Below are 20,889 nucleotides of genomic sequence, written 5' to 3'. Positions count from 1 at the left end.
ATCGTATTGTGTGTCTAGATTTCAAAAATAGAGAGCGGAGGTTTTGTTAGTGTTATAACCACCATTTCTCCTGCGGAAGCAAAGTAACATCCACATCAAAATTCTCTTTAAACCAATCATACATCAATGTTTCTTTCACTAAATATTCAGAGGCAGCGTGTGATACACCGATGAGTGACATGTTTGTTTCTTGTACGTAATCCATAACGAGCGAGTATTTGTGCCTGCCGTAATCATTGTCGATATGACAATGGATTTCTCCTGCAATATATGCTTCAGCACCTTTTTTTTCTGCCTCTTTCATTAAAGATACGACATCACCACATCCAGCGATAATTGCAATTTTTTTTATGGAATCATGTTGTTTACCTTCGAAGTCTGTATAAGGAATGTGGAAGAGTTTTTTTAGACGTTTTTGAAGTGCTTCGGTTGATGTTTCATCTATTTCACAAATAAGGCCAACTGGCTCCTGTTCTGGACCTCCATATGCAAAGCCGTCAATTACATGAGCGTTTAATGCTTTTGCAATTGAAATGCTCGTTCCGTACGTTTGATGAAAATCCATTGGCCCGTGACATGTATATATAGAAAGGTGTTTTTCTTTTATCGCCTGCAAATATTTTTCTGGTATTGGAATAAAACCACGCCCTGATTTTCCAAGCGGATCACCACATTCCATTACAAGTGGATGATGCATAAAGAGTAAATCACCAGATGCGGATTGTGAAATGAATGTTTCAAGAACGTCATCTGTAGGGAATACAGCTAAAAATATTTTGTTTACATTTTCAGCTCCTCGTATCATAAGACCGTTAAATAGCTCAACAAAATTTGCTTCGAAAAATTGTTGCCACGGAAATGTAATAGGATCATATACTGCCGGGATAAATCGGCTAAAGCCACTATCTTTTCCGTATTTTTCAATTTGGAATAAATGATTGAGTGATTGCTCTATTTCTTTTAAAGCTGGCATGTTTTGGAATCCTCCTTAAGGTAATTCTTACTCTGTTAGTTGTTTTTGGCTATCATAGAAAAATAAGAAGCGGACAGGAAACAAATAAAACCTAGAATCCAACCAATAGAAGGAGAATAGGGAAGTATATGTTGTAATAGCATTCCGCTAGAAATAAAAAAGCTACCGAATAAACCTAAGAAAATGGGGTATCGCAGTAGTTTGAACATGAGTGATCAAACCTCCTTTATTCCGATTGGTGTGGGATAATAATCAGAGGGGGATGGACAAAAACCTCTGATTTAAAGTTTCACTTTACCACATACATTGTATAGTAGTCTTAATTTTCTGTATATAACTTTTGAGAAAAATGGTGGTACAATATATGAATGATGCGAGAAGAGAGGATGAAGATTAACGTATGTACGTTACAGTAACAGAAGTAGCATATAAAAAGATTATGGATACGATTCCAAGTGAAGCGAAATATATAAAATTATTTTACGATAATGAAGGTTGCGGTTGTGTTATGAGCGGAATTATCGATTTAGTAGCTGTAGCAGAAAAAGATGAGCGTGATGTAGATATTGAATCAAGTACATTGAACTTTATCGCAGATCGTACAAAGCTTGTATTTATGGATGATAAGTTAACTGTTGATTGGCATGAAGGTGGAGGGACTTTTCAGTTGAAAAGTCCAAGCCAGTTTTATAATCCGAATATGAAGTTACATGTTCGAGTGTAATAAAGAAAAGGCCGATTCGAAATGTTTTTGGATCGGCTTTCTTTAATTATGTAGGGTGCTATTGTTGTACTGTTTGTTGGTAAATTGCTAATGAAATTTCATTTACTAAACAAACTACTCAATACAATAAAAAAAGATTTTTTCACATAATGAAATGTACATGTGATTGAATTTTCTGTATAATTTTCTTTGCGGAGGGGATACGCATGAGAAGATGGGGAATTGAGTTATTAATTTTGAGTGTCGTTATTATTTGGGGGATTAACTATACGATTGCGAAGTATGGCCTTTTAGAATTTACCGCAATTGAGTTTACTGCACTTCGAATGATGGCAGCGGCACCGTTACTGTTATTACTTACATTTTGTATTGAAAAGTCGCTTTACATGGAGCGACAAGATATACCAAGATTAATCATCGTTAGCGTTGTAGGGATTGTACTCTATCAAACGTTATTTATGGAAACTGTTCAATATACATCCGCTACAAATGCCTCTTTACTCATTTCTATTTCACCAATTTTTACAACTGTATTTGCGATTTTCTTGAAACAAGAAAAGTTTTCTTCTCGAAAGTTCATTGGTTCTATGATTGCCTTTGCCGGTGCTGCATTAGTTTTAGTAGCGGGGCATTCACTCGCTAGTTCTTTTTATGGAAATGGAGTTGGATTGATTACATCAATATGCTGGGGTCTTTATCCAGTTTTAGCAGGACCGTTAATTAAAAAGTATTCGGCACTACGTGTTACGGCATGGTCGGCTTTAGTTGGAGCGATTCCGCTTTTAGTGCTAAGTGGTCCACATGTATTTGCCATGCCATTTCACATTACACATGGAATGACATTGTTTGCTTTGCTATATTCTATTTTCTTTGTAACAGTATTCGGCTTAGTGATGTGGTATGTTGGTGTCCAAAAAATTGGGGCATCGCACACGATGGTATATATGTACATTACACCGCTTGTAGCGGTTTTGTTTGCAGCAATATGGGCAAATGAATATGTTTCATTACAACAAATAATTGGTGGAATTATCATTTTCTTCGGTCTATGGTTTGTGAAATCAGAGAAAGTAAAAGTGCATTCTACTGCGGGGCAACCTATATCAAAATAGGAAAACAGATCATCTATGATCTGCTTTCCTATTTTTTTATTTTTGGTAAGAAGATGAGAAATAAGATCGCAGTAATAAGTGGAATTAAGTTTAAAAATGGAATACGGAAGAGTGTAATAAGAATAATGCCTGAAAGGAGAACACCGAGGACAGCGTAGAAAATACTATGATTTTTCGTGTACCAATACAATGAAAGTCCAATAAGTGCAGGGAGAATGAGGTGAATGAGAGTCATTAAAAAATAGATCATTAGACGCCCCCTTTATTTGTGTACTTATTACATCATATCCGTATGTTCATAGATTGATATCACTTTTTTCATAAATGGACGAAAAATGTTTGAAAAGACGTCACAAATTATGAGAATATGATGCTCGAAATCTTGTATAATATTATTTCATAAAAATATTCAAACAACATAAACATTGTGTTTATGTTGTTTTTAATTTGAGTGAAATGAGTTTAAGTAGTATGAATTGGAAAGAAATTTTTTGTTGGATAGATCAAAATTACCGAGGAGGAGTACAGAATGATTAGTATGTCATTAAGGTCGTTTAAAATTCAATCGTATTATTTATTAGGTATTTTGTTATTAGGCTGGATGTTAACACCGTTTTCAGCGCATTTTCTAGGTGCTGGAATTGGACTTATTGTAAGTATGTATTGTGTGTGGCTGTTAGGAAGACGGATTGAGAAGCTTGGAGATAGTCTTGTAAAGAAGACGAAAGCACCGACGCTCGGTATGTTTAATCGTTTTGCAGCTGCAATTTTGGGCGCCATTATTATGTACGAGATTGAGCACCATATGGTTATGTGGGCATTTGCAGTAGGGATTCTGGGCGGTTATTTCTTAATTGTAGTTAATTTAGGCTACTATAGTATGAAAGATGAGAAGGAATTAACGAAGATCTAAAAAGATAAAAAGCTTCTTTTTAGATGGAATAGAGGATCCAGCGATGGATAGAAGCGGTTAGGGCCTTTTTTGTTCTCATGCGGTGTAAAACCAGAGGGATGTAGTGAGTGGGAAATCTGTTTATATGTTTGAAGCCGTGAATTGTATGTGTGAAAATCCGAGTATATCAATTGAGAAATGGTTTAATTTGGAATGAAGGATTCGGCCATGGATGGAAGCGGTTAGGGCCTTTTTTGTTCCCATGCGGCGTAAAACCAGAAGGATGTAGTGAGTGGGAATATGTGAATTGTATGTGGGTAAATTAAAGGATATAAAGAAAGAAGCTTACGTTTGCACGTAAGCTTCTTTTTTATGTAAGTGTGTGTAACCGTTAAGCCGCATTGGGTTTTGTCGGTGAGTACGCGAAACTTTACGGTTACACGACGCTTATTCATATGAGTAAGGGTTATTCCAACAGAAAGTTTGTTCTTAAGCGATTGGACCGCCTAAGTTAATAATGTCTTCAGAAACGCTTTCGAACTTTTTGAAGTTCTCTTTGAATTCATTTGCAAGTTCGATTGCTTTTGTTTTGTAAGCAGCTTTATCAGCCCATGTTTGTTCAGGCATTAATACTTCGTCAGGTACACCTGGTACGTGAAGTGGAACTTCAAGACCGAAGATGTCATGTTTAGCTGTTTCAGCTTTCGCAAGTTCACCGCTTAGTGCTGCTTGAATCATTGCACGAGTGTAACCTAAGTTCATACGCTTACCAACGCCGTATTCGCCACCAGTCCAGCCAGTGTTTACTAAGAATACTTTTGCGTCATGTTTCTCGATTTTTTCACCAAGCATTTCAGCATAGCGAGATGCATCAAGTGGTAAGAATGGTGAACCGAAGCAAGTTGAGAATGTAGCTTGCGGAGATGTAACGCCGCGCTCTGTTCCTGCTAGTTTACTAGTGTAACCACTTAAGAAATGGTACATAGCTTGTTCTTTTGATAACTTACTGATTGGAGGCAATACGCCAGATGCATCAGCAGTTAAGAAAATAATTGTATTTGGATGTCCTGCAACACTTGGCAGTACGATGTTGTCAATCGCATGCATAGGGTATGCAGCACGTGTATTTTCTGTTAAAGTAGTATCGTTATAGTCTGCGATACGCGTTTGGTCATTAATGATAACGTTTTCTAAAACAGAACCAAATTTGATTGCGTCGAAAATTTGTGGCTCTTTCTCGTGAGAAAGGTTTACACATTTTGCATAGCAACCGCCTTCAATATTGAATACACCGTTATCAGACCAACCATGCTCATCATCACCGATTAATTTACGGTTTGGATCAGCAGATAAAGTTGTTTTACCTGTTCCAGATAAACCGAAGAATAGTGCTACGTCGCCTTCTTCACCTACGTTTGCAGAGCAATGCATAGAAAGAATATCTTGTTCAGGTAGTAAGAAGTTCATAATAGAGAAGATTGATTTTTTCATTTCTCCAGCGTATTCTGTACCACCAATTAGTACGATACGTTTTTCGAATGAAACCATAATGAACGCTTCAGAATTTGTACCGTCAATTGCTGGATCTGCTTTAAAATTCGGTGCAGAAACAATCGTGAACTCTGACTCGTGAGTTGTTAATTCTTCTTCAGTTGGACGAATGAATAATTGGTGTACGAACAAATTATGCCATGCGTATTCGTTAACAACTTGAATTGGTAGGCGATAGTTGCGATCCGCGCCTGCAAATCCTTTGAAGACGAATAACTCTTCTTTTTCCTTTAAGTATTCTAAAACTTTCGTATATAATTTATTAAAATGTTCTTCAGAAATCGGTTGGTTCACAGCGCCCCAAGCAATTTTGTCAGCAACCGATGCTTCTTTCACAATAAATTTATCTTTAGGAGAACGTCCTGTGTATTTTCCTGTTGAAGCAGAAACTGCACCAGTCGAAGTTAATTTCCCTTCATTTCGCATTAATACTTTTTCCACTAATTGCGGAACACTTAATTGAATCTGTGCATTGCTTCCGTTCAATAATTCGTGTAAACCAATTTGGACATTCACAGTACTCATATTTATATACCATCCTTTTCATTTAATGAAATATTTCTCTCGTAATCCCCATCAAGAGTATAACACAATTATATAAATAATGTATACTATTTATTTATTTTTGTTTGTGTGAATGTATTATTTCCTTATTAATATTTCATTCTATACGTATTGAGAAAAACTTTCAGGAATATGTGAATATTAATTGACAAATGAATATCATTTCTTTAGTATAGGTTGGGACGGATACTCTCTTATCCCGAGCTGGCGGAGGGACAGGCCCGATGAAGCCCAGCAACCTCACTTGTAGTGGTAAATACAGGTGAATAGGTGCTAAAACCTGTGCGAGGCTAATGGTCTCGAACGATAAGAGCAAAGGGCAAAAAGCAGTATGCAAGTAGCAAATTAAACCTTTCCTCTATGTTAAGTGGGAAAGGTTTTTCTGTATGCTTGTGTGGGAGAATAAATGTATGTCGCAGTTTGTGGCAAATTAAGGATGAGTTCCGTACAATATATACAATTACTGTAGGGAGGTTTACCACATGACAAAAAAACGTCATCTGTTCACATCTGAGTCTGTAACTGAAGGACATCCAGATAAAATTTGTGACCAAATTTCTGATTCAATTTTAGATGCGATCTTATCAAAGGACGCAAATGCACGTGTAGCTTGTGAAACAACTGTAACAACTGGTTTAGTATTGGTAGCGGGGGAAATTACGACTTCTACTTATGTAGATATTCCGAAAATCGTTCGTGAAACAATTCAAGGCATTGGTTACACACGCGCAAAATATGGATTCGATGCAGAAACTTGTGCAGTTTTAACATCTATCGATGAGCAATCTGCTGACATCGCTATGGGTGTTGACCAAGCGCTAGAAGCACGCGAAGGTCTAATGACTGACGCTGAGATTGAGGCAATTGGTGCGGGAGACCAAGGTTTAATGTTTGGCTTCGCATGTAATGAAACACAAGAATTAATGCCACTTCCAATCTCGCTTGCTCACAAATTAGCTCGCCGTTTAACTGAAGTACGTAAAGATGACACATTATCATACTTACGTCCGGATGGAAAAACGCAAGTTACAGTTGAGTATGATGAAAATGGTAAACCTGTACGTGTGGATACAATTGTAATTTCTACACAACATCATCCAGATGTTACATGGGAAGAAATCGATCGCGATTTAAAAGAGCATGTAATTAAAGCTGTAGTTCCAGCTGAATTAATGGATGGAGAAACGAAATTCTTCATTAACCCAACTGGTCGCTTCGTAATTGGTGGACCTCAAGGTGATGCTGGTTTAACAGGACGTAAAATCATCGTTGATACTTACGGTGGATACGCTCGCCACGGTGGCGGTGCATTCTCTGGTAAAGATGCAACGAAAGTTGACCGTTCTGCAGCATATGCAGCTCGTTATGTTGCGAAAAACATCGTAGCAGCTGGTCTTGCTGATAAAGCAGAAGTACAACTTGCATACGCAATCGGCGTAGCACAACCAGTATCAATTTCAGTTGATACATTTGGCACTGGTAAAGTATCTGAGGACGTATTAGTAGAACTAGTTCGTAACAACTTCGATCTTCGCCCAGCTGGTATTATTAAAATGCTAGACTTACGTCGCCCAATTTACAAACAAACAGCAGCTTACGGACACTTCGGACGTACTGATGTAGATCTTTCATGGGAACGTACAGACAAAGCTGTAGCTTTAAAAGAGCAAGCTGGTCTATAATATATGAAAAAAAGCTTTGCGCGGTGAGCGCAAAGCTTTTTTTATTTTGTTTTACTTATTATTTGAATACATGAATTACAATGCACTTCGCCTTCTAGCTCAATATAATTTTTCATATGTTTATATTTTTTTTGCATGATTTACAAATGATTGATTTCTTACGGAACATGTGAAATCAACCTTTCATTTGACGTGCTTTTCCTGCGCAAAAAGCACTGCTCAGTAAAAATAGCGTTGCGAATATGATACTTACTAATGTAGCGTATGGAATCGCGCCTTTTAAAGAAAAGCCGACAGTGATGGAAGCTATAAATAAGAGGATAAATGTCGTTGTTAATTTTTTATAAAGTTCCATAATATGTATACCCCCAATTTATTTTGTAGTGCAAGTTTTAAAATTGAATTCTAAAATATAAAGAAAGTTAAAGAGTAGCTAATGATGTGAAGTCTAGGAGTATAAGAAAGGATGGTTTTTATTTTCCTTTTTGTGGTTGTATATACTTATATTGTATCATGATGTATCGATGGCTTCATACATAATTGTGTGAATATATGTATGATAAAATGAAGAAAAGCCGTTAAGAAAGGAAAGATGAAAATGAGTGTAACTGAACATAAAAAACAAGCACCAAAAGAAGTACGCTGTAAGATCGTGACGATTTCCGATACACGTACAGAAGAGACAGATAAGAGCGGACAATTATTACATGAACTATTAAAAGAAGCAGGTCATAAAGTGACTGCTTATGAGATTGTAAAAGATGATAAAGAGAGTATTCAGCAGGCAGTGTTAGCTGGTTATCATAGGGAAGATGTTGATGTCGTGCTAACGAATGGCGGAACTGGTATTACGAAGCGTGATGTAACGATTGAGGCAGTATCAGCGCTATTAGATAAAGAAATTGTTGGATTTGGTGAGTTGTTCCGCATGACTAGTTATTTAGAAGATATCGGAAGTAGTGCGATGTTAAGTAGAGCAATCGGTGGTACAATTGGGCGCAAAGTAGTATTTTCGATGCCAGGGTCTAGCGGAGCAGTTCGCCTTGCGATGAATAAATTAATTTTACCGGAATTAGGCCATATTACATTTGAGCTGCATCGCCAATGAGTAAGTATGCTGGAATTATATTAGCTGGTGGTATGTCGAGTAGATTCGGTGAACCGAAAGCGTTAGCGAGCTGGGGCGAGAGTACTTTTGTTGAGCATATTTTGAAAGTGATGAAAAGTACGCTTCAAGAAGTTGTAATCATTAGTCATTCTGATATAAAAGAGCGATTAGAGCAATTCGTACAAGCTCCTGTTATAGAAGATATTCCGCACTATAAAGGAAACGGACCACTCGCTGGAATTGTATCAGGAATGGAATATGTAGAAGCGGATTGGTACGTCATTATGCCTTGCGATGCGCCCAATGTTTCACATGAATGGTTTCCTATTTTATTAGAACAAACGAGTGATGAGTATGATGCGGTTGTGCCTATTATTAATGGAAGAAAACAACCGTTACTTGCGGCGTATCATAACCGTGTGAAAGAGAAGATTTACATTTTGCTTCAAGAAGAGAAAAGAAGTATGGGGCAGCTTTTATCACAATGCAATGTGAAATATGTTGCTGGAGAAGATGTACAAGCGAATGCGGATTGGTTTATGAATGTGAATACGAAAGAAGAATATGTGCAGGCTCAAAAAAACCTTTCAAATGAATGAAAGGTTTTTTGATATACAGTAATTGGGGAACAATTGCTGTATAAAGGTATGTGAGTAAGTTGATTTTAAGGGGAATTTCTTAAAATCATTATACAGTAAAAATACTGTATAACCATATATTAATTTTTATGGGTTTTTATTACAAGTCTATTTAGTTATGTATCTTTTTGGTATAATGAATATAGAAATAAAGCGATATTTCACCTTGTGTATCATTTGATAAACTAAAATTTACAATTGTGTAATAAACTCCCTTCAGGTTGTAAATAGCCAGTAAAGGTCGCGTTTGGTTGCGGAACAGCTCCACACAAACAATTATGAAATTGATTCATATACATCTTTAGTTCTATACGATAGACATAGAATATATTTACAAATATAACATTTGATGGGTAGAAAAATGAAGAGGCCTGTTTTATACTAATATTGTGTTATCCCTTCTAAGGGACAGTGCACAGCCGGTGATTGGCTAATGGGAACATTCTCATTTTGCCAGTGCCGGTTTTTTAGTAGATAATGATAATAAAGTGAAACTATAATCAGTTGGGGTTTTGTTCATCACCTACTGATTATTAGCCTTCACCAATCGGGCGTTTACGGGCAGCGGGGCTCCCACCTGACTTTTGAGGTGGGAGTCTTACTGCCCACAAATAGCGGGATAAATTTTTTGAGGGAGGGATCGTTTTGAAAAAGATAGATTTTACTTCTATGAGAGAGCAAGTAGCTAGTTTTTATATTTATTCTATCTCTTTTCTTGGTTTAATTGTTGTTATCATTTCCTTATTTTTAAGTAAAATGCCTTCCCATTTTATACTACTTTTGTTGTTAATTATGTTTATGGGAATTACTGAGTATTTTCCTATCCGCATTTGGAGAGGGGGGATCACACTCAGCCTTACGCTTATTTATACAATGAATTGGCAGTTTGGAATACATATAACTGTTGTTTCGTGTGTGTGTGTGATGTTATGTATCCAATTGTTTCGCCGCTTATCTATGCAAAGGACAATATTTAATTGTGCGCAACTTGCTCTTAGTATCGTATTAGCAGCATGGCTTTCCAGTGAATGTTTCTCTCTTTTTATTTCTGGAATGAATCTTTCAGTTTTATATGAAAAATTTATAAGCGTGTTTTTATTCAGCGCATTTCTTTGCCTTTTTAACAGTTTATTTTACGATCTTTTAATCATACTTCTTCCTCAGCCCTATCCGCTAGAAGAGTGGCGTAAAAAGAATATGTTAGTACTCTTGAGTTTGAGTTTTTGTTTATTTTATTCTTCACTTATACATATTTTAGATTACCGATATCGCGGAGTGATGGATGAAATTATGGTTCTGTTCTTCTTTTTCCCGCTTGTGGCAATCTGTATCATTAGCTCGTTCGTTAGACAAATACGGGTGGAAAAAGAGCGATTATATAAGCTTTTTTCCATTACGACGGAATTAAGTCGTGGACTATCTGCCGGCAACTTACAGCAGATGAAACAATCACTGAAAGGATTTCTAGGAATACAGGCATATGTTTTATGGGCGAAAGATGAAGAGAACTGGACACTGTTATTAAAGGATGGAAAAGTGCGTCGTGATATTTCTAATTATTCTGACCTATATAAGGAGTTTGAAGAGATATCCGAAACTGTTGTTGTTACTGATTGGAAAACAGGTATGGCTCCAGGGGATGAAGTGTTTGAAAATACTATGCGCTCTCTTGTATATTTACCTCTTAAGGTAAATCATGAATTAGTTGGAATGTTTGTGGCAGGGAAAAGCAGGAGTGCGAGTTTTATTACTGAAGATGTACAGACTTTAGCTACGTTTGCTAATCAGTTAGGTAGCTTGCTTAAAACGCGGACACTCATCTCTGAACAGGAAAAAAGAACGATTTTAGAAGAACGAAATCGAATTGCTCGTGAAATCCACGATGGAATCGCACAAGCATTGGCCGGAGTGATATTTCAGATGGAGTCGGCTCAGAAAAAATATGCAGATCGACCAAAAGACATGCAGCAAGTGGTAGATACAAGCATAAAAAAATTACGTAAGAGTTTAAGTGAAGTTCGTTATTCTATTTATGCTTTAAAGCCATATCCAACACAAAGATTAGGACTAAAACAAGCAATTATAAATAAGGTTCAATCCTTAAAACAAGAATATGGTCTAGCCATTACATATCATGAAAGAGGCCGTTCTCGAAAACTTAGTTTTACGAAAGAACGAGTCATTTTCGATACTTTGCAGGAGAGCTTGCAGAACATTATAAAGCATGCAAGGGCAGATAAAGTTGATATTTTATTAAGCTATCAACGGGAACATGTACTTTTAAAGGTAAAGGATAACGGAATTGGCTTTTCTCTTTTTGAATCTATGATTAAAGCAAAGCATGAGCCGCACTATGGTATATTACATATGAATGAACAGGCTGAACAGCTAGGGGCTGCTCTTCAAATTGATAGTTCAGCAGGAAAAGGGACAGAAATCACATTGTTAATTCCAGATTCAGAAATGGGGGAGGAGTATCATGATTCGAATATTAGTAGTGGATGATCATACTGTTTTGCGTGATGGAATTCGAAGTATATTGGAACTCGAATCTGATATGCGAGTAGTTGGAGAAGCTGTTTCCGGGGATGAAGTAGTAAAAAAAGTGGAAGAGTGTAGGCCTGATTGTATCTTAATGGATATTAATTTACCAGGAAAAAATGGTATTGAGGCTACATCACTCGTGAAAGGTCAGTATCCGAACTGCCGTGTTCTCGTATTAACTATGTATGAACATGATGAATACTTGATGTCTGCTCTTCGGGCAGGTGCAGACGGTTATTTACTGAAGGATTCATCATCCGAGCAGGTAGTGGCGGCAATCAGAATGGTATTACAAGGAGATTCTGTGATTCATCCGCGTATGACTAAAAAGTTGATTACATATCATCAGCAAACGAAATCAGAATCAAGTGAAAATGAACTAACAGAGCGTGAAAAAGAAATACTGTTTGAATTGGTCAAAGGTCTTAGCAATAAGGAAATTGCTGAAGCTCTATATATCAGTGACAAGACAGTTAAAATCCATATTAATAAGATTTTCAGAAAACTAAATGTGAAAAGCCGTTCACAAGCAGTCATATATGCCGTGCGAAATCAGCTTGTTCCATTTTCTTAAATAAAAATCATTTAAAAGAACTACCCTGCACCTTATTATTTTACTCAAAATAATAAAGTGCGGGGTAGTTCTTTTGTACTATACGGTATAGAACTAATAACTAAAAAAATATTACTTTTTGATAATTTTCAGAAAAGTTTTAATTTAATAAGATAAGAAAGTAGAGTTGTAGCCTAATAGCTTCGGAAATTTATGTTATGCAATAACTACAGATACAAATAAATTTAGATGGGGGAACTTGTATGAAGAGAGGGAAATTTGGGAGGGTTCTTACAGGAACGTTAGTTGCTGGTATGCTATTGTCACAAGGTATTCCGTATAATGTATTGGCAGAAAGCGCGGTTGAACTGAAACCAGTTGATAATGCGGAACAGGTACTAATGAATCTGTCTTCAGAACAAAGAAAGGCGTTGGAACAGTTAGATGTAAGTCCTAATTTTACGATTTCACCTGATATTGATACTAATAGTTCTAAATTAGTTAACGTTATCGTGGAATTCAATCAAGCTCCAGCAAAAATTGAAGTGATGAAACAAGCAGCGAAAGGGAAGAAAATAGCTGCTACTACTGCACAAGCAAAAGTGGATGAAGAACATAAAGTGTTCAAACAACATGTTGAATCTTTAAAATCGAAGAAGGATGCTAGCACGTACGATACGAAAAAAGTGGAAATCACACGTGAATATAAAAATGCGATCAACGGTGTAGCCATGACTTTACCTGGTGTGGCTGTGCAGGAGTTGATCCAATCTGGAGTAGTAAAACGTGTCTTTAAAGATTACGAGGTAAAAGTGGAACCTCCGGTAGAAACAAAAGAAACAATCGATCCGAAAATGGCGGACAGCATTCCGCAAATTGGTGTGGACAAGCTTCATGCAGAAAATATTATGGGTAAAGGAATTAAAGTTGGCGTTCTTGATACAGGTGTTGACTACAATCATCCTGACTTAAAAGATGCTTATAAAGGCGGATATGATTTTGTAGATAACGATGCAGATCCGATGGAAACAACGTATGAGGATTGGATAAAAGCTGGTAAGCCAGAATATCCAGGCTTAGTGTACTATACAAACCATGGTACACATGTAGCGGGGACAATCGCAGCTCAAAAGAAAAATAATGCGGATTATGCGGTGAAAGGTGTGGCACCTGAAGTTGACCTATATGCTTACAGAGTATTAGGCCCTTGGGGTGGAGGGAATTCTGCGGGGATTCTTGCTGGAATCGATAAAGCGATTGCAGATGGTATGGCTGTCATCAACATGTCGCTAGGTGCGCAGACGAACGATCCGCTATATGCCACTTCTGTTGCAGTAAATAACGCCATGCTTTCAGGAGTAGCGACAGTTGTTGCCGCAGGAAACAATGGACCAAACGAAAAGACGCTCGGTTCCCCTGGAACGGCAGCTCTTGGTATTTCAGTAGGGGCAAGTGATGCTGCTATGTCCATTCCTACATTCAGTGGGAGTGCATCTAATGAAAAATTTGAAAACATGCAGTTATTAGGTAAAGATTTTCCTGATAAGTTAGAAGATTTTGTGGGACAATCGTTACCGATTGTATTTGTGGGACTTGGTAAACCAGCTGATTTTACGGGGAAAGATCTTAACGGAAAAATTGCGTTAATTCAGCGCGGAGAAATTACGTTTGATGAAAAAATTAAAAATGCTAAAAAAGCCGGAGCGAAAGCGGTTATCGCGTATAACAATGTTGACGGACCAATATCTGCCTACTTAGGTGAGGGGGTAGGTCTTATTCCATCTTTCCGTCTGTCAAAAGCAGATGGCGAACGGTTAAAAGGACTAGGTGAAGTATCTTTCAAATTTGAAACGCTGAGCAATACAAAAACGGAAGGCGATCACTTAGCTGATTTCAGCTCCCGTGGGCCGGTAAATGGGAATTATGACATTAAGCCAGATGTAGTCGCTCCTGGTGTGTCGGTTTTCTCTACTGCACCAGAATATATCAATGATCCGCAGGACGGCATAAATTACGGCAATGCATATGTACGCTTGTCTGGTACTTCTATGGCGTCTCCTCATGTAGCAGGTACAGCGGCATTGATTTTGCAGGAGCATCCAGAATATACTCCTTTCGATGTAAAAGCGGCTCTTATGAATACATCCGATGATTTGAATGGCCAAAATTCTGTATACGAAGTGGGCGCAGGGCGCATCGATGCGTACCAAGCTGTTCATACGGACACCTCTATCAAAGTATTGGACAAAACAAAAAATATCGAGAACGGGAATATTGTTGAAATTGACGAACAAACAGGCTCTATTATGTTTGGCAGACTTTTTAAGCAAGATGATAAACCAATTGAAGCGAGCAAAAAAGTGACTGTTCAAAACAACGGTAAAGAAGAAAAATCTTTTAAAGTAGAAGTAGAGTATCACGGTGAGCGTACGGGCATTCAAGATGCAGTAAAGAACGGTATACAAGTGGAGGTACCGGCATCCTTTACAGTGGCAAGCGGACAATCACAGGAGTTACAGCCAAAAATTACGATTCCTGCTAGCGCAGCGAAAGGCAGATATGAAGGATATATTCATGTAACGAATGCGAACAATCCGTCCGAAACATATCAAATCCCATTCGCTGTCATGATGACGGAAAAGGGATTTGAATATATAAAAACGAGTGCACCATCTGTAACAAATAATACACCTTTCTGGGATCTTTTAAACACTACGGTCCACGGAATAATGAAGTTGAATAGTCCGATGCAAACAATCGATGTGCTTGTTAAGGACAGTAAAACAGGGAAAGCTGTAGGTTTTGTAGGAACAGCGAACACTAGTAAGTTGCAAACGGACAAAGAAACTTTTCTTGTAGGAGCATTCAGCGGCATTGTCTATCCATTTACAAATGATCCTTCCAAGCCGATTAGCGATATTCCTGTGAAGCTTCCAGAAGGCGATTATATACTGGAAACGATTGGGCACGATGAGGAAGGGAAATCATATGTTGCAGATAATCCGCTCATTTTGGACAATACAGCACCGGAAGTGAACATGGATAAAAAACCGGGTGTGATTGAAGTGAATGACTCCATGTTTACGGAAGAAGATGGAAAGAAAGCAGTATGGCTGCATGGAATAGCTAAAGACGAGACAGTAGATGTATTGAAGTCCAAAGGCTTGAACGTTGATCAATCATCCAACACCATGGAGTACTATGCAAACTCTGGAATGGTCGGTGGAAGCTTCCCAATCCAAGCAAATGGAGATGTGAAATTCGGTATTGAGGCAAGTGATATTGCAAAAAAACCTCTAAATTTGACTTTGAATACGTTTGATATCGCAACGACATTTAATAAGCAAAGCTATGTCTTCGTAAAAGAAGGCACAGAGTATACGACTTCTAGTTATGATAAGAAAGACGTAAAAGTCGGCGATACAGTTACGATGACACTTAGTCTTAATAATGTGAAGCAGTTTGTATCTGGGGAATTCCAGGTAGGATTTACGAACGATTTGTATAAGTTTGAGAATGTGAAACTGAACAATGCGGCAAACGAGTACGCGAAGGAAAAAGGTTTGGAAGTATCGCTGCAAGAACCTGTGGTGACAGAAGGAACTAACACCAATACGGTGAAAGTCGGCGCATCTATGAAAGGGAATGCATTTAGCGGTATGGACGGCGATCTGCCTTTCCTTGATGTAACGCTCAAATTAGTAAGTGATGCATATTACAATAATGCTACCAAATTTAATGTACAACAGGCGTCTTATATGAAAGCGGGACAAACAGCAGCTACTGCCATTTCTTATTTAAATACGGAAAGCTTTAACATCATTCCAACGCATTCGAGAGTGCTGGGTCCTATCCAACCGGAAGCATTTTTGGCAGCAAGCGGTTCTTTGAAAGCAGGAGATTATACAAAAATAGGTGCCCAAGTATATGTGCTGTCCCCAAAAGGTAAAAAATATAAGGGCACAATTGATAGTAAAGGGGCATATACGATTAATGGTATCCCAGCTTCTACTGAAGCACACACAGTTGTTGTCGATGTTCCGGGACATCTGAAAGCGATGAAGAAATTCATTCCTGGATATTCTGTAAACGGTGAGGTGCACGGGCAATATTTTAGACTAGGCACTAAAGGTCTTGCAGGAGATGTGAATGGTGACAGATTGATTGATATTCGCGATATGCAAAGTGTAGTTGATGTATACGGTAAAAAGGATGCATCCATTTTGCCGCAAGATCTTAATCAAGACGGTGTCGTAGATGAGACAGATGTCCGCTTCATTGAGAAAAACTTCTTGCAAAAAGAAGTCGATGTTCCAGAAGTGGTTAAGCCGAAAGAAACAATCGGTAAAAAAGGTCTGGCAGACTTCCTGCGTCAGATTGGTTTAGAGCCGAAATCAAAATAATAGAGTGAAACTTCTATTAGTGGGGGATTTTCTTCATCCCTCACTAATGAGTTCTCACTTAATCTAATGATAGATTTTATCCGCTATATTTTTACACAAGGTGAGATCAATAGCTTTAAAGGTTACTTCTTTTGTTTGATTTTCAGAATGGCATCTTAGTTTACTAGTTTCACGGATTGTTTGTAAAACAATTATATGAAGAAAAGAGGATGAGCTATGAAGAGAAGAAAAAAAGGGAAGCTTCTTATAGGAACGCTAGCTGTAGGTATGCTATTGTCACAGGGTATTCCGTATAACGTATTGGCAGAAAGTCCGGTTGAACTGAATCCAGTTGATAATGTGGAGACAGTCCTGAAGAGCCTATCGGCAGATCAAAGAAAGGCTTTAGAGCAATTGGATGCAAATCCTAACTTTACGATTTCACCTGATATTGATACTAATAGTCCTAAATTAGTTAACGTTATCGTGGAATTCAATCAAGCTCCAGCAAAAATTGAAGTGATGAAACAAGCGGCGAAAGGGAAGAAAATAGCTGCTACTACTGCGCAAGCAAAAGTGGATGAAGAACATAAAGTGTTCAAACAACATGTTGAATCTTTAAAATCGAAGAAGGATGCCGGCACGTACGATACGAAAAAAGTGGAAATCACACGCGAATATAAAAATGCAATCAACGGTGTAGCGATGACTTTACCTGGTGTGGCTGTGCAGGAGTTGATCCAATCTGGAGTAGTAAACCGTGTCTTTAAAGATTACGAGGTAAAAGTGGAACCTCCAGTAGAAAAACAAAAAGAAACACAAAAAGAAATCCAGCCAAAAATGGCGGACAGCATTCCGCAAATTGGTGTGGACAAGCTTCATGCAGAAAACATTACAGGTAAAGGGATTAAAGTCGGCGTTCTTGATACAGGTGTGGACTATAATCATCCTGACCTAAAAGATGCTTATAAAGGCGGATATGATTTTGTAGATAACGATGCAGATCCGATGGAAACAACGTACGAGGATTGGATAAAAGCTGGTAAGCCGGAATATCCAGGCTTAGTGTACTATACAAACCATGGTACACATGTGGCAGGAACAATTGCAGCTCAAAAGAAAAACAATGCGGATTATGCGGTGAAAGGTGTGGCACCTGAGGTAGATTTATATTCTTATAGAGTATTAGGCCCTTGGGGCGGAGGGAATACAGCGGGAATCCTTGCGGGAATCGATAAAGCGATTGCAGATGGTATGGATGTCATCAACATGTCGCTTGGTGCGCAGACGAACGATCCGCTATATGCTACTTCTGTCGCGACAAATAACGCTATGCTTTCAGGGGTAGTGACAGTTGTTGCTGCAGGTAACGCTGGACCAAACGAAAAAACGCTTGGTTCCCCTGGAACGGCAGCTCTTGGCATTTCGGTTGGGGCGAGTGATGTTTCTATGTCCATTCCTACATTTAGCGCAAGTGTATCTAACGAAAAATTTGAAAATATGCAGTTATTAGGGAAAGATTTTCCTGATAAGTTAGAAGATCTTGGGGGACAATCATTACCGGTTGTATTTGCGGGACTTGGTAAAGAAGCTGATTTTACGGGGAAAGATCTTAACGGAAAAATTGCGTTAATTCAGCGCGGGGAAATAACGTTTGATGAAAAAATTAAAAATGCTAAAAAGGCCGGAGCGAAAGCGGTTATCGTGTATAACAATGCTGACGGACAAATATCTGCCTACTTAGGTGAGGGTGTAGGTCTTATTCCATCTTTCCGTCTGTCAAAAGCAGATGGAGAACGGTTAAAGGCGCTAGGTGAAGTATCTTTCAAATTCGAAGCGCTGAGCAATACAAAAACGGAAGGTGATCACTTAGCTGATTTCAGCTCACGCGGACCGGTAAACGGAAATTATGACATTAAGCCAGATGTAGTCGCTCCGGGTGTGTCTATTTTCTCTACTGCACCGGAATATATTAACGATCCGCAGGAAGGCATAAATTACGGCAATGCATATGTACGCTTGTCTGGTACTTCTATGGCGAGCCCTCACGTAGCGGGTACAGCGGCATTGATTTTGCAGCAAAATCCGAAATATACTCCTTTCGATGTAAAAGCGGCTCTTATGAATACATCTGATGATTTGAATGGCCAAAATTCCGTATACGAAGTGGGCGCAGGGCGCATCGACGCGTATGAAGCTGTTCATACGGATACATCCATTAAAGTATTAGACAAAACAAAAAATATTGAGAACGGAAATGTTATCGAAATTGACGAACAAACAGGTTCCATCGTGTTTGGCAGACATGTTAAGCAAGGTGATAAACCAATTGAAGCGAGCAAAAAAGTGAATGTCCAAAACAACGGTAAGGAAGAAAAATCCTTTAAAGTAGAAGTAGAGTATCACGGTGAGCGTACAGGTATTCAAGATGCAGTAAAAAACGGTGTACAAGTTGAGGTGCCTGCCTCTCTTACGGTAGCCAGTGGACAATCACAGGAGCTGCAGCCAAAAATTACGATCCCTGCTAGCGCAGCGAAAGGCAGATACGAAGGATATATTCATGTAACGAATGCGAACAATCCAGCCGAAACGTATCAAATTCCATTCGCTGTCATGGTGACGGAAAAGGGATTTGAATATGCGAAAACGAGCAGTCCATCCGTGACGAATACGACGCCTTTCTGGCTATATATGTACCCGTTTGTTCATGTCAATATGAAGTTGAATAGCCCAATGAAAACCATTGATGTGCTTGTTAAGGATAGTGCAACAGGGAAAGCTGTAGGCTTTATAGGCACAGCGGATGCCAGCAGATTACTGATAGACGTAGACACGTTTCTTATGAATGCATTTAGCGGTACTGTATATCCATTTACAAATGATTCTTCTAAGCCAATTGGAGATCTTCCTGTAAAGCTTCCAGCAGGCGATTATATACTGGAATTGATTGCGCACGATGAGGAAGGGAAATCATATGTTGCACATAATCCGCTTATCGTGGACAATGCAGCACCGGAAGTAAATATGGATAAAAAACCAGGTGTAATCGAGGTTAATGACTCCATGTTTACGGAAGAAGATGGACAGAAAGCAGTATGGGTGCATGGAACGGCTAAGGATGCGACAGTGGATCTATTGAAATCAAAAGGTTTAAACTATGACCAATCGTCCAACAGCATGGGTTACTCTGCAAACTCTGCATTCATAAATGGGTACTTCCCAATCCAAGCGAATGGAGATGTAAAATTCGGTATTGAGGAAAGTGATATTGCAACGAAGCCTCTAAAGTTGACTTTGACTACGTATGATATTGCAACGGCAATGGGTAAACAAAACTATGTTTTCGTAAAAGAAGGTACGGAATATACGACTTCTAGTTACGATAAGAAAGATGTAAAAGTTGGGGATAACGTTACAATGACACTTAGCCTCAATAATGTGAAACAGCTTGTATCCGGGGAATTCCAGGTGGGATTCATGAACGAGTTGTATAAGTTTGAGCATGTAAAACTGAACAATGTGGCAAACGAGTACGCGAAGGAAAAAGGCTTGGAAGTATCGCTGCAAGAACCTGTGGTGACAGAAGGAACTCAAACGAATACGGTGAAAGTCGGCGCAGCTATGAAAGGGAATGCATTTAGCGGTATGGACGGCGATATGCCTTTCCTTGATGTAACGTTCAAATTAGTAAGTGATGCATTTTTCGATAATGTTACCAAATTTAATGTACAACAGGCGTCTTATATGAAAGCGGGACAAGCAGCAACTACTGCTATTCCTTATCTCGATACGGAAAGCTTTAACATCATTCCAACGCATTCGAGAGTGCAGGGTTATATCGGTCCAGAAGCATTTTTAAGAAATGACGGTAGTTTGTCAAAAGGCGATTATACAAAAATCGGCGCTCAAGTATATGCGATGTCCCCAAAAGGTAAAAAATATCAGGGAACAATTGATAGTAGAGGGGAATACACCATTAAGGGTATCCCAGCTTCCAATGAAGCATACACAGTTGTTTTCGATGTTCCGGGACATCTAAAAGCGATGAAGAAATTCATTCCTGGATATTCTGTAAACGGTGAGATGCGCGGGCAACATGTTGGAGTACGTGCTAAAAATCTTGCAGGGGACGTGAATGGTGATAGGTTGATTGATATTCGCGATAT

14 protein-coding genes and 1 riboswitch are annotated in these 20,889 nt (G+C 38.5%); of the genes, 10 read left to right on the top strand and 4 right to left on the bottom strand.

Annotation, left to right across the window (positions count from 1 at the left end; genetic code table 11):
* Positions 1–52: 52 nt before the first annotated feature.
* The gene (locus COI75_RS18955; protein WP_001111108.1) at positions 53–973 is read right to left on the bottom strand and encodes a Nif3-like dinuclear metal center hexameric protein; all 921 of its coding nucleotides are present in this window, start codon (positions 971–973) and stop codon (positions 53–55) included.
* A gap of 400 nt (positions 974–1,373) precedes the next feature.
* Here COI75_RS18955 and COI75_RS18945 point away from each other — a divergent pair, with 400 nt between their 5' ends.
* A complete protein-coding gene (locus COI75_RS18945) occupies positions 1,374–1,697 on the top strand; it encodes an iron-sulfur cluster biosynthesis family protein (protein ID WP_000289580.1) in 324 nt (107 codons plus the stop codon).
* A 206-nt stretch (positions 1,698–1,903) separates the two neighbouring features.
* Complete coding sequence (locus tag COI75_RS18940) at positions 1,904–2,809, top strand: DMT family transporter (protein WP_001255406.1); 906 nt, start codon at positions 1,904–1,906, stop codon at positions 2,807–2,809.
* A gap of 28 nt (positions 2,810–2,837) precedes the next feature.
* On the opposite strand, the gene COI75_RS18935 is transcribed toward COI75_RS18940, so the two are convergent.
* A complete protein-coding gene (locus tag COI75_RS18935; protein WP_000639049.1) occupies positions 2,838–3,059 on the bottom strand; it encodes a hypothetical protein in 222 nt (73 codons plus the stop codon).
* A gap of 279 nt (positions 3,060–3,338) precedes the next feature.
* Here COI75_RS18935 and COI75_RS18930 point away from each other — a divergent pair, with 279 nt between their 5' ends.
* Positions 3,339–3,722 carry an ATP synthase subunit I gene (locus tag COI75_RS18930; protein ID WP_000624939.1) on the top strand — a complete coding sequence of 128 codons (384 nt, stop codon included), beginning with the start codon at positions 3,339–3,341 and terminating at the stop codon, positions 3,720–3,722.
* Positions 3,723–4,190: 468 nt separating this feature from the next.
* Here COI75_RS18930 and pckA read toward each other — a convergent pair whose 3' ends face one another.
* Entirely contained in the window at positions 4,191–5,777 is a 1,587-nt protein-coding gene (gene pckA, locus COI75_RS18925; RefSeq protein ID WP_000108817.1) for a phosphoenolpyruvate carboxykinase (ATP), read from the bottom strand.
* Positions 5,778–6,007: 230 nt separating this feature from the next.
* Positions 6,008–6,129, top strand: a riboswitch (SAM riboswitch).
* Positions 6,130–6,298: 169 nt separating this feature from the next.
* Here pckA and metK point away from each other — a divergent pair.
* The gene (metK, locus tag COI75_RS18915; RefSeq protein WP_000163112.1) at positions 6,299–7,498 is read left to right on the top strand and encodes a methionine adenosyltransferase; all 1,200 of its coding nucleotides are present in this window, start codon (positions 6,299–6,301) and stop codon (positions 7,496–7,498) included.
* A gap of 175 nt (positions 7,499–7,673) precedes the next feature.
* Here the strand turns inward: metK and COI75_RS18905 are convergent, their stop codons facing one another.
* A complete protein-coding gene (locus tag COI75_RS18905) occupies positions 7,674–7,853 on the bottom strand; it encodes a hypothetical protein (RefSeq protein ID WP_000424797.1) in 180 nt (59 codons plus the stop codon).
* A gap of 243 nt (positions 7,854–8,096) precedes the next feature.
* Between COI75_RS18905 and COI75_RS18900 the strand changes: the two genes are divergently transcribed.
* From COI75_RS18900 to COI75_RS18875, 6 genes are all read left to right on the top strand, one after another.
* Positions 8,097–8,606, top strand: coding sequence for a MogA/MoaB family molybdenum cofactor biosynthesis protein (locus COI75_RS18900; protein ID WP_000117122.1), 510 nt, complete (start codon positions 8,097–8,099; stop codon positions 8,604–8,606).
* Entirely contained in the window at positions 8,603–9,205 is a 603-nt protein-coding gene (locus COI75_RS18895) for a molybdenum cofactor guanylyltransferase (protein WP_000049590.1), read from the top strand. The genes COI75_RS18900 and COI75_RS18895 overlap by 4 nt, the downstream gene beginning before the upstream one ends.
* Before the next feature lie 684 nt (positions 9,206–9,889).
* Positions 9,890–11,749 (top strand): GAF domain-containing sensor histidine kinase, encoded by a 1,860-nt coding sequence (locus COI75_RS18890; protein ID WP_000717718.1) that lies wholly within the window; start codon positions 9,890–9,892, stop codon positions 11,747–11,749.
* Positions 11,724–12,362 (top strand): response regulator, encoded by a 639-nt coding sequence (locus COI75_RS18885; protein ID WP_000619337.1) that lies wholly within the window; start codon positions 11,724–11,726, stop codon positions 12,360–12,362. The genes COI75_RS18890 and COI75_RS18885 overlap by 26 nt, the downstream gene beginning before the upstream one ends.
* 242 nt (positions 12,363–12,604) lie before the next feature.
* Entirely contained in the window at positions 12,605–16,744 is a 4,140-nt protein-coding gene (locus COI75_RS18880; protein ID WP_000820250.1) for a S8 family serine peptidase, read from the top strand.
* Between the two features lie 216 nt (positions 16,745–16,960).
* The coding region (locus COI75_RS18875; protein WP_098448535.1) for a S8 family serine peptidase at positions 16,961–20,889 on the top strand (3,929 nt) is incomplete at its 3' end.

Origin of the sequence: Bacillus cereus (assembly GCF_002564555.1) — a bacterium.
Classification (GTDB): Bacteria; Bacillota; Bacilli; order Bacillales; family Bacillaceae_G; genus Bacillus_A; species Bacillus_A cereus_K.
Note: the sequence above shows the minus strand (reverse complement) of the source record. Positions and strands in the feature narration are given on the sequence as shown.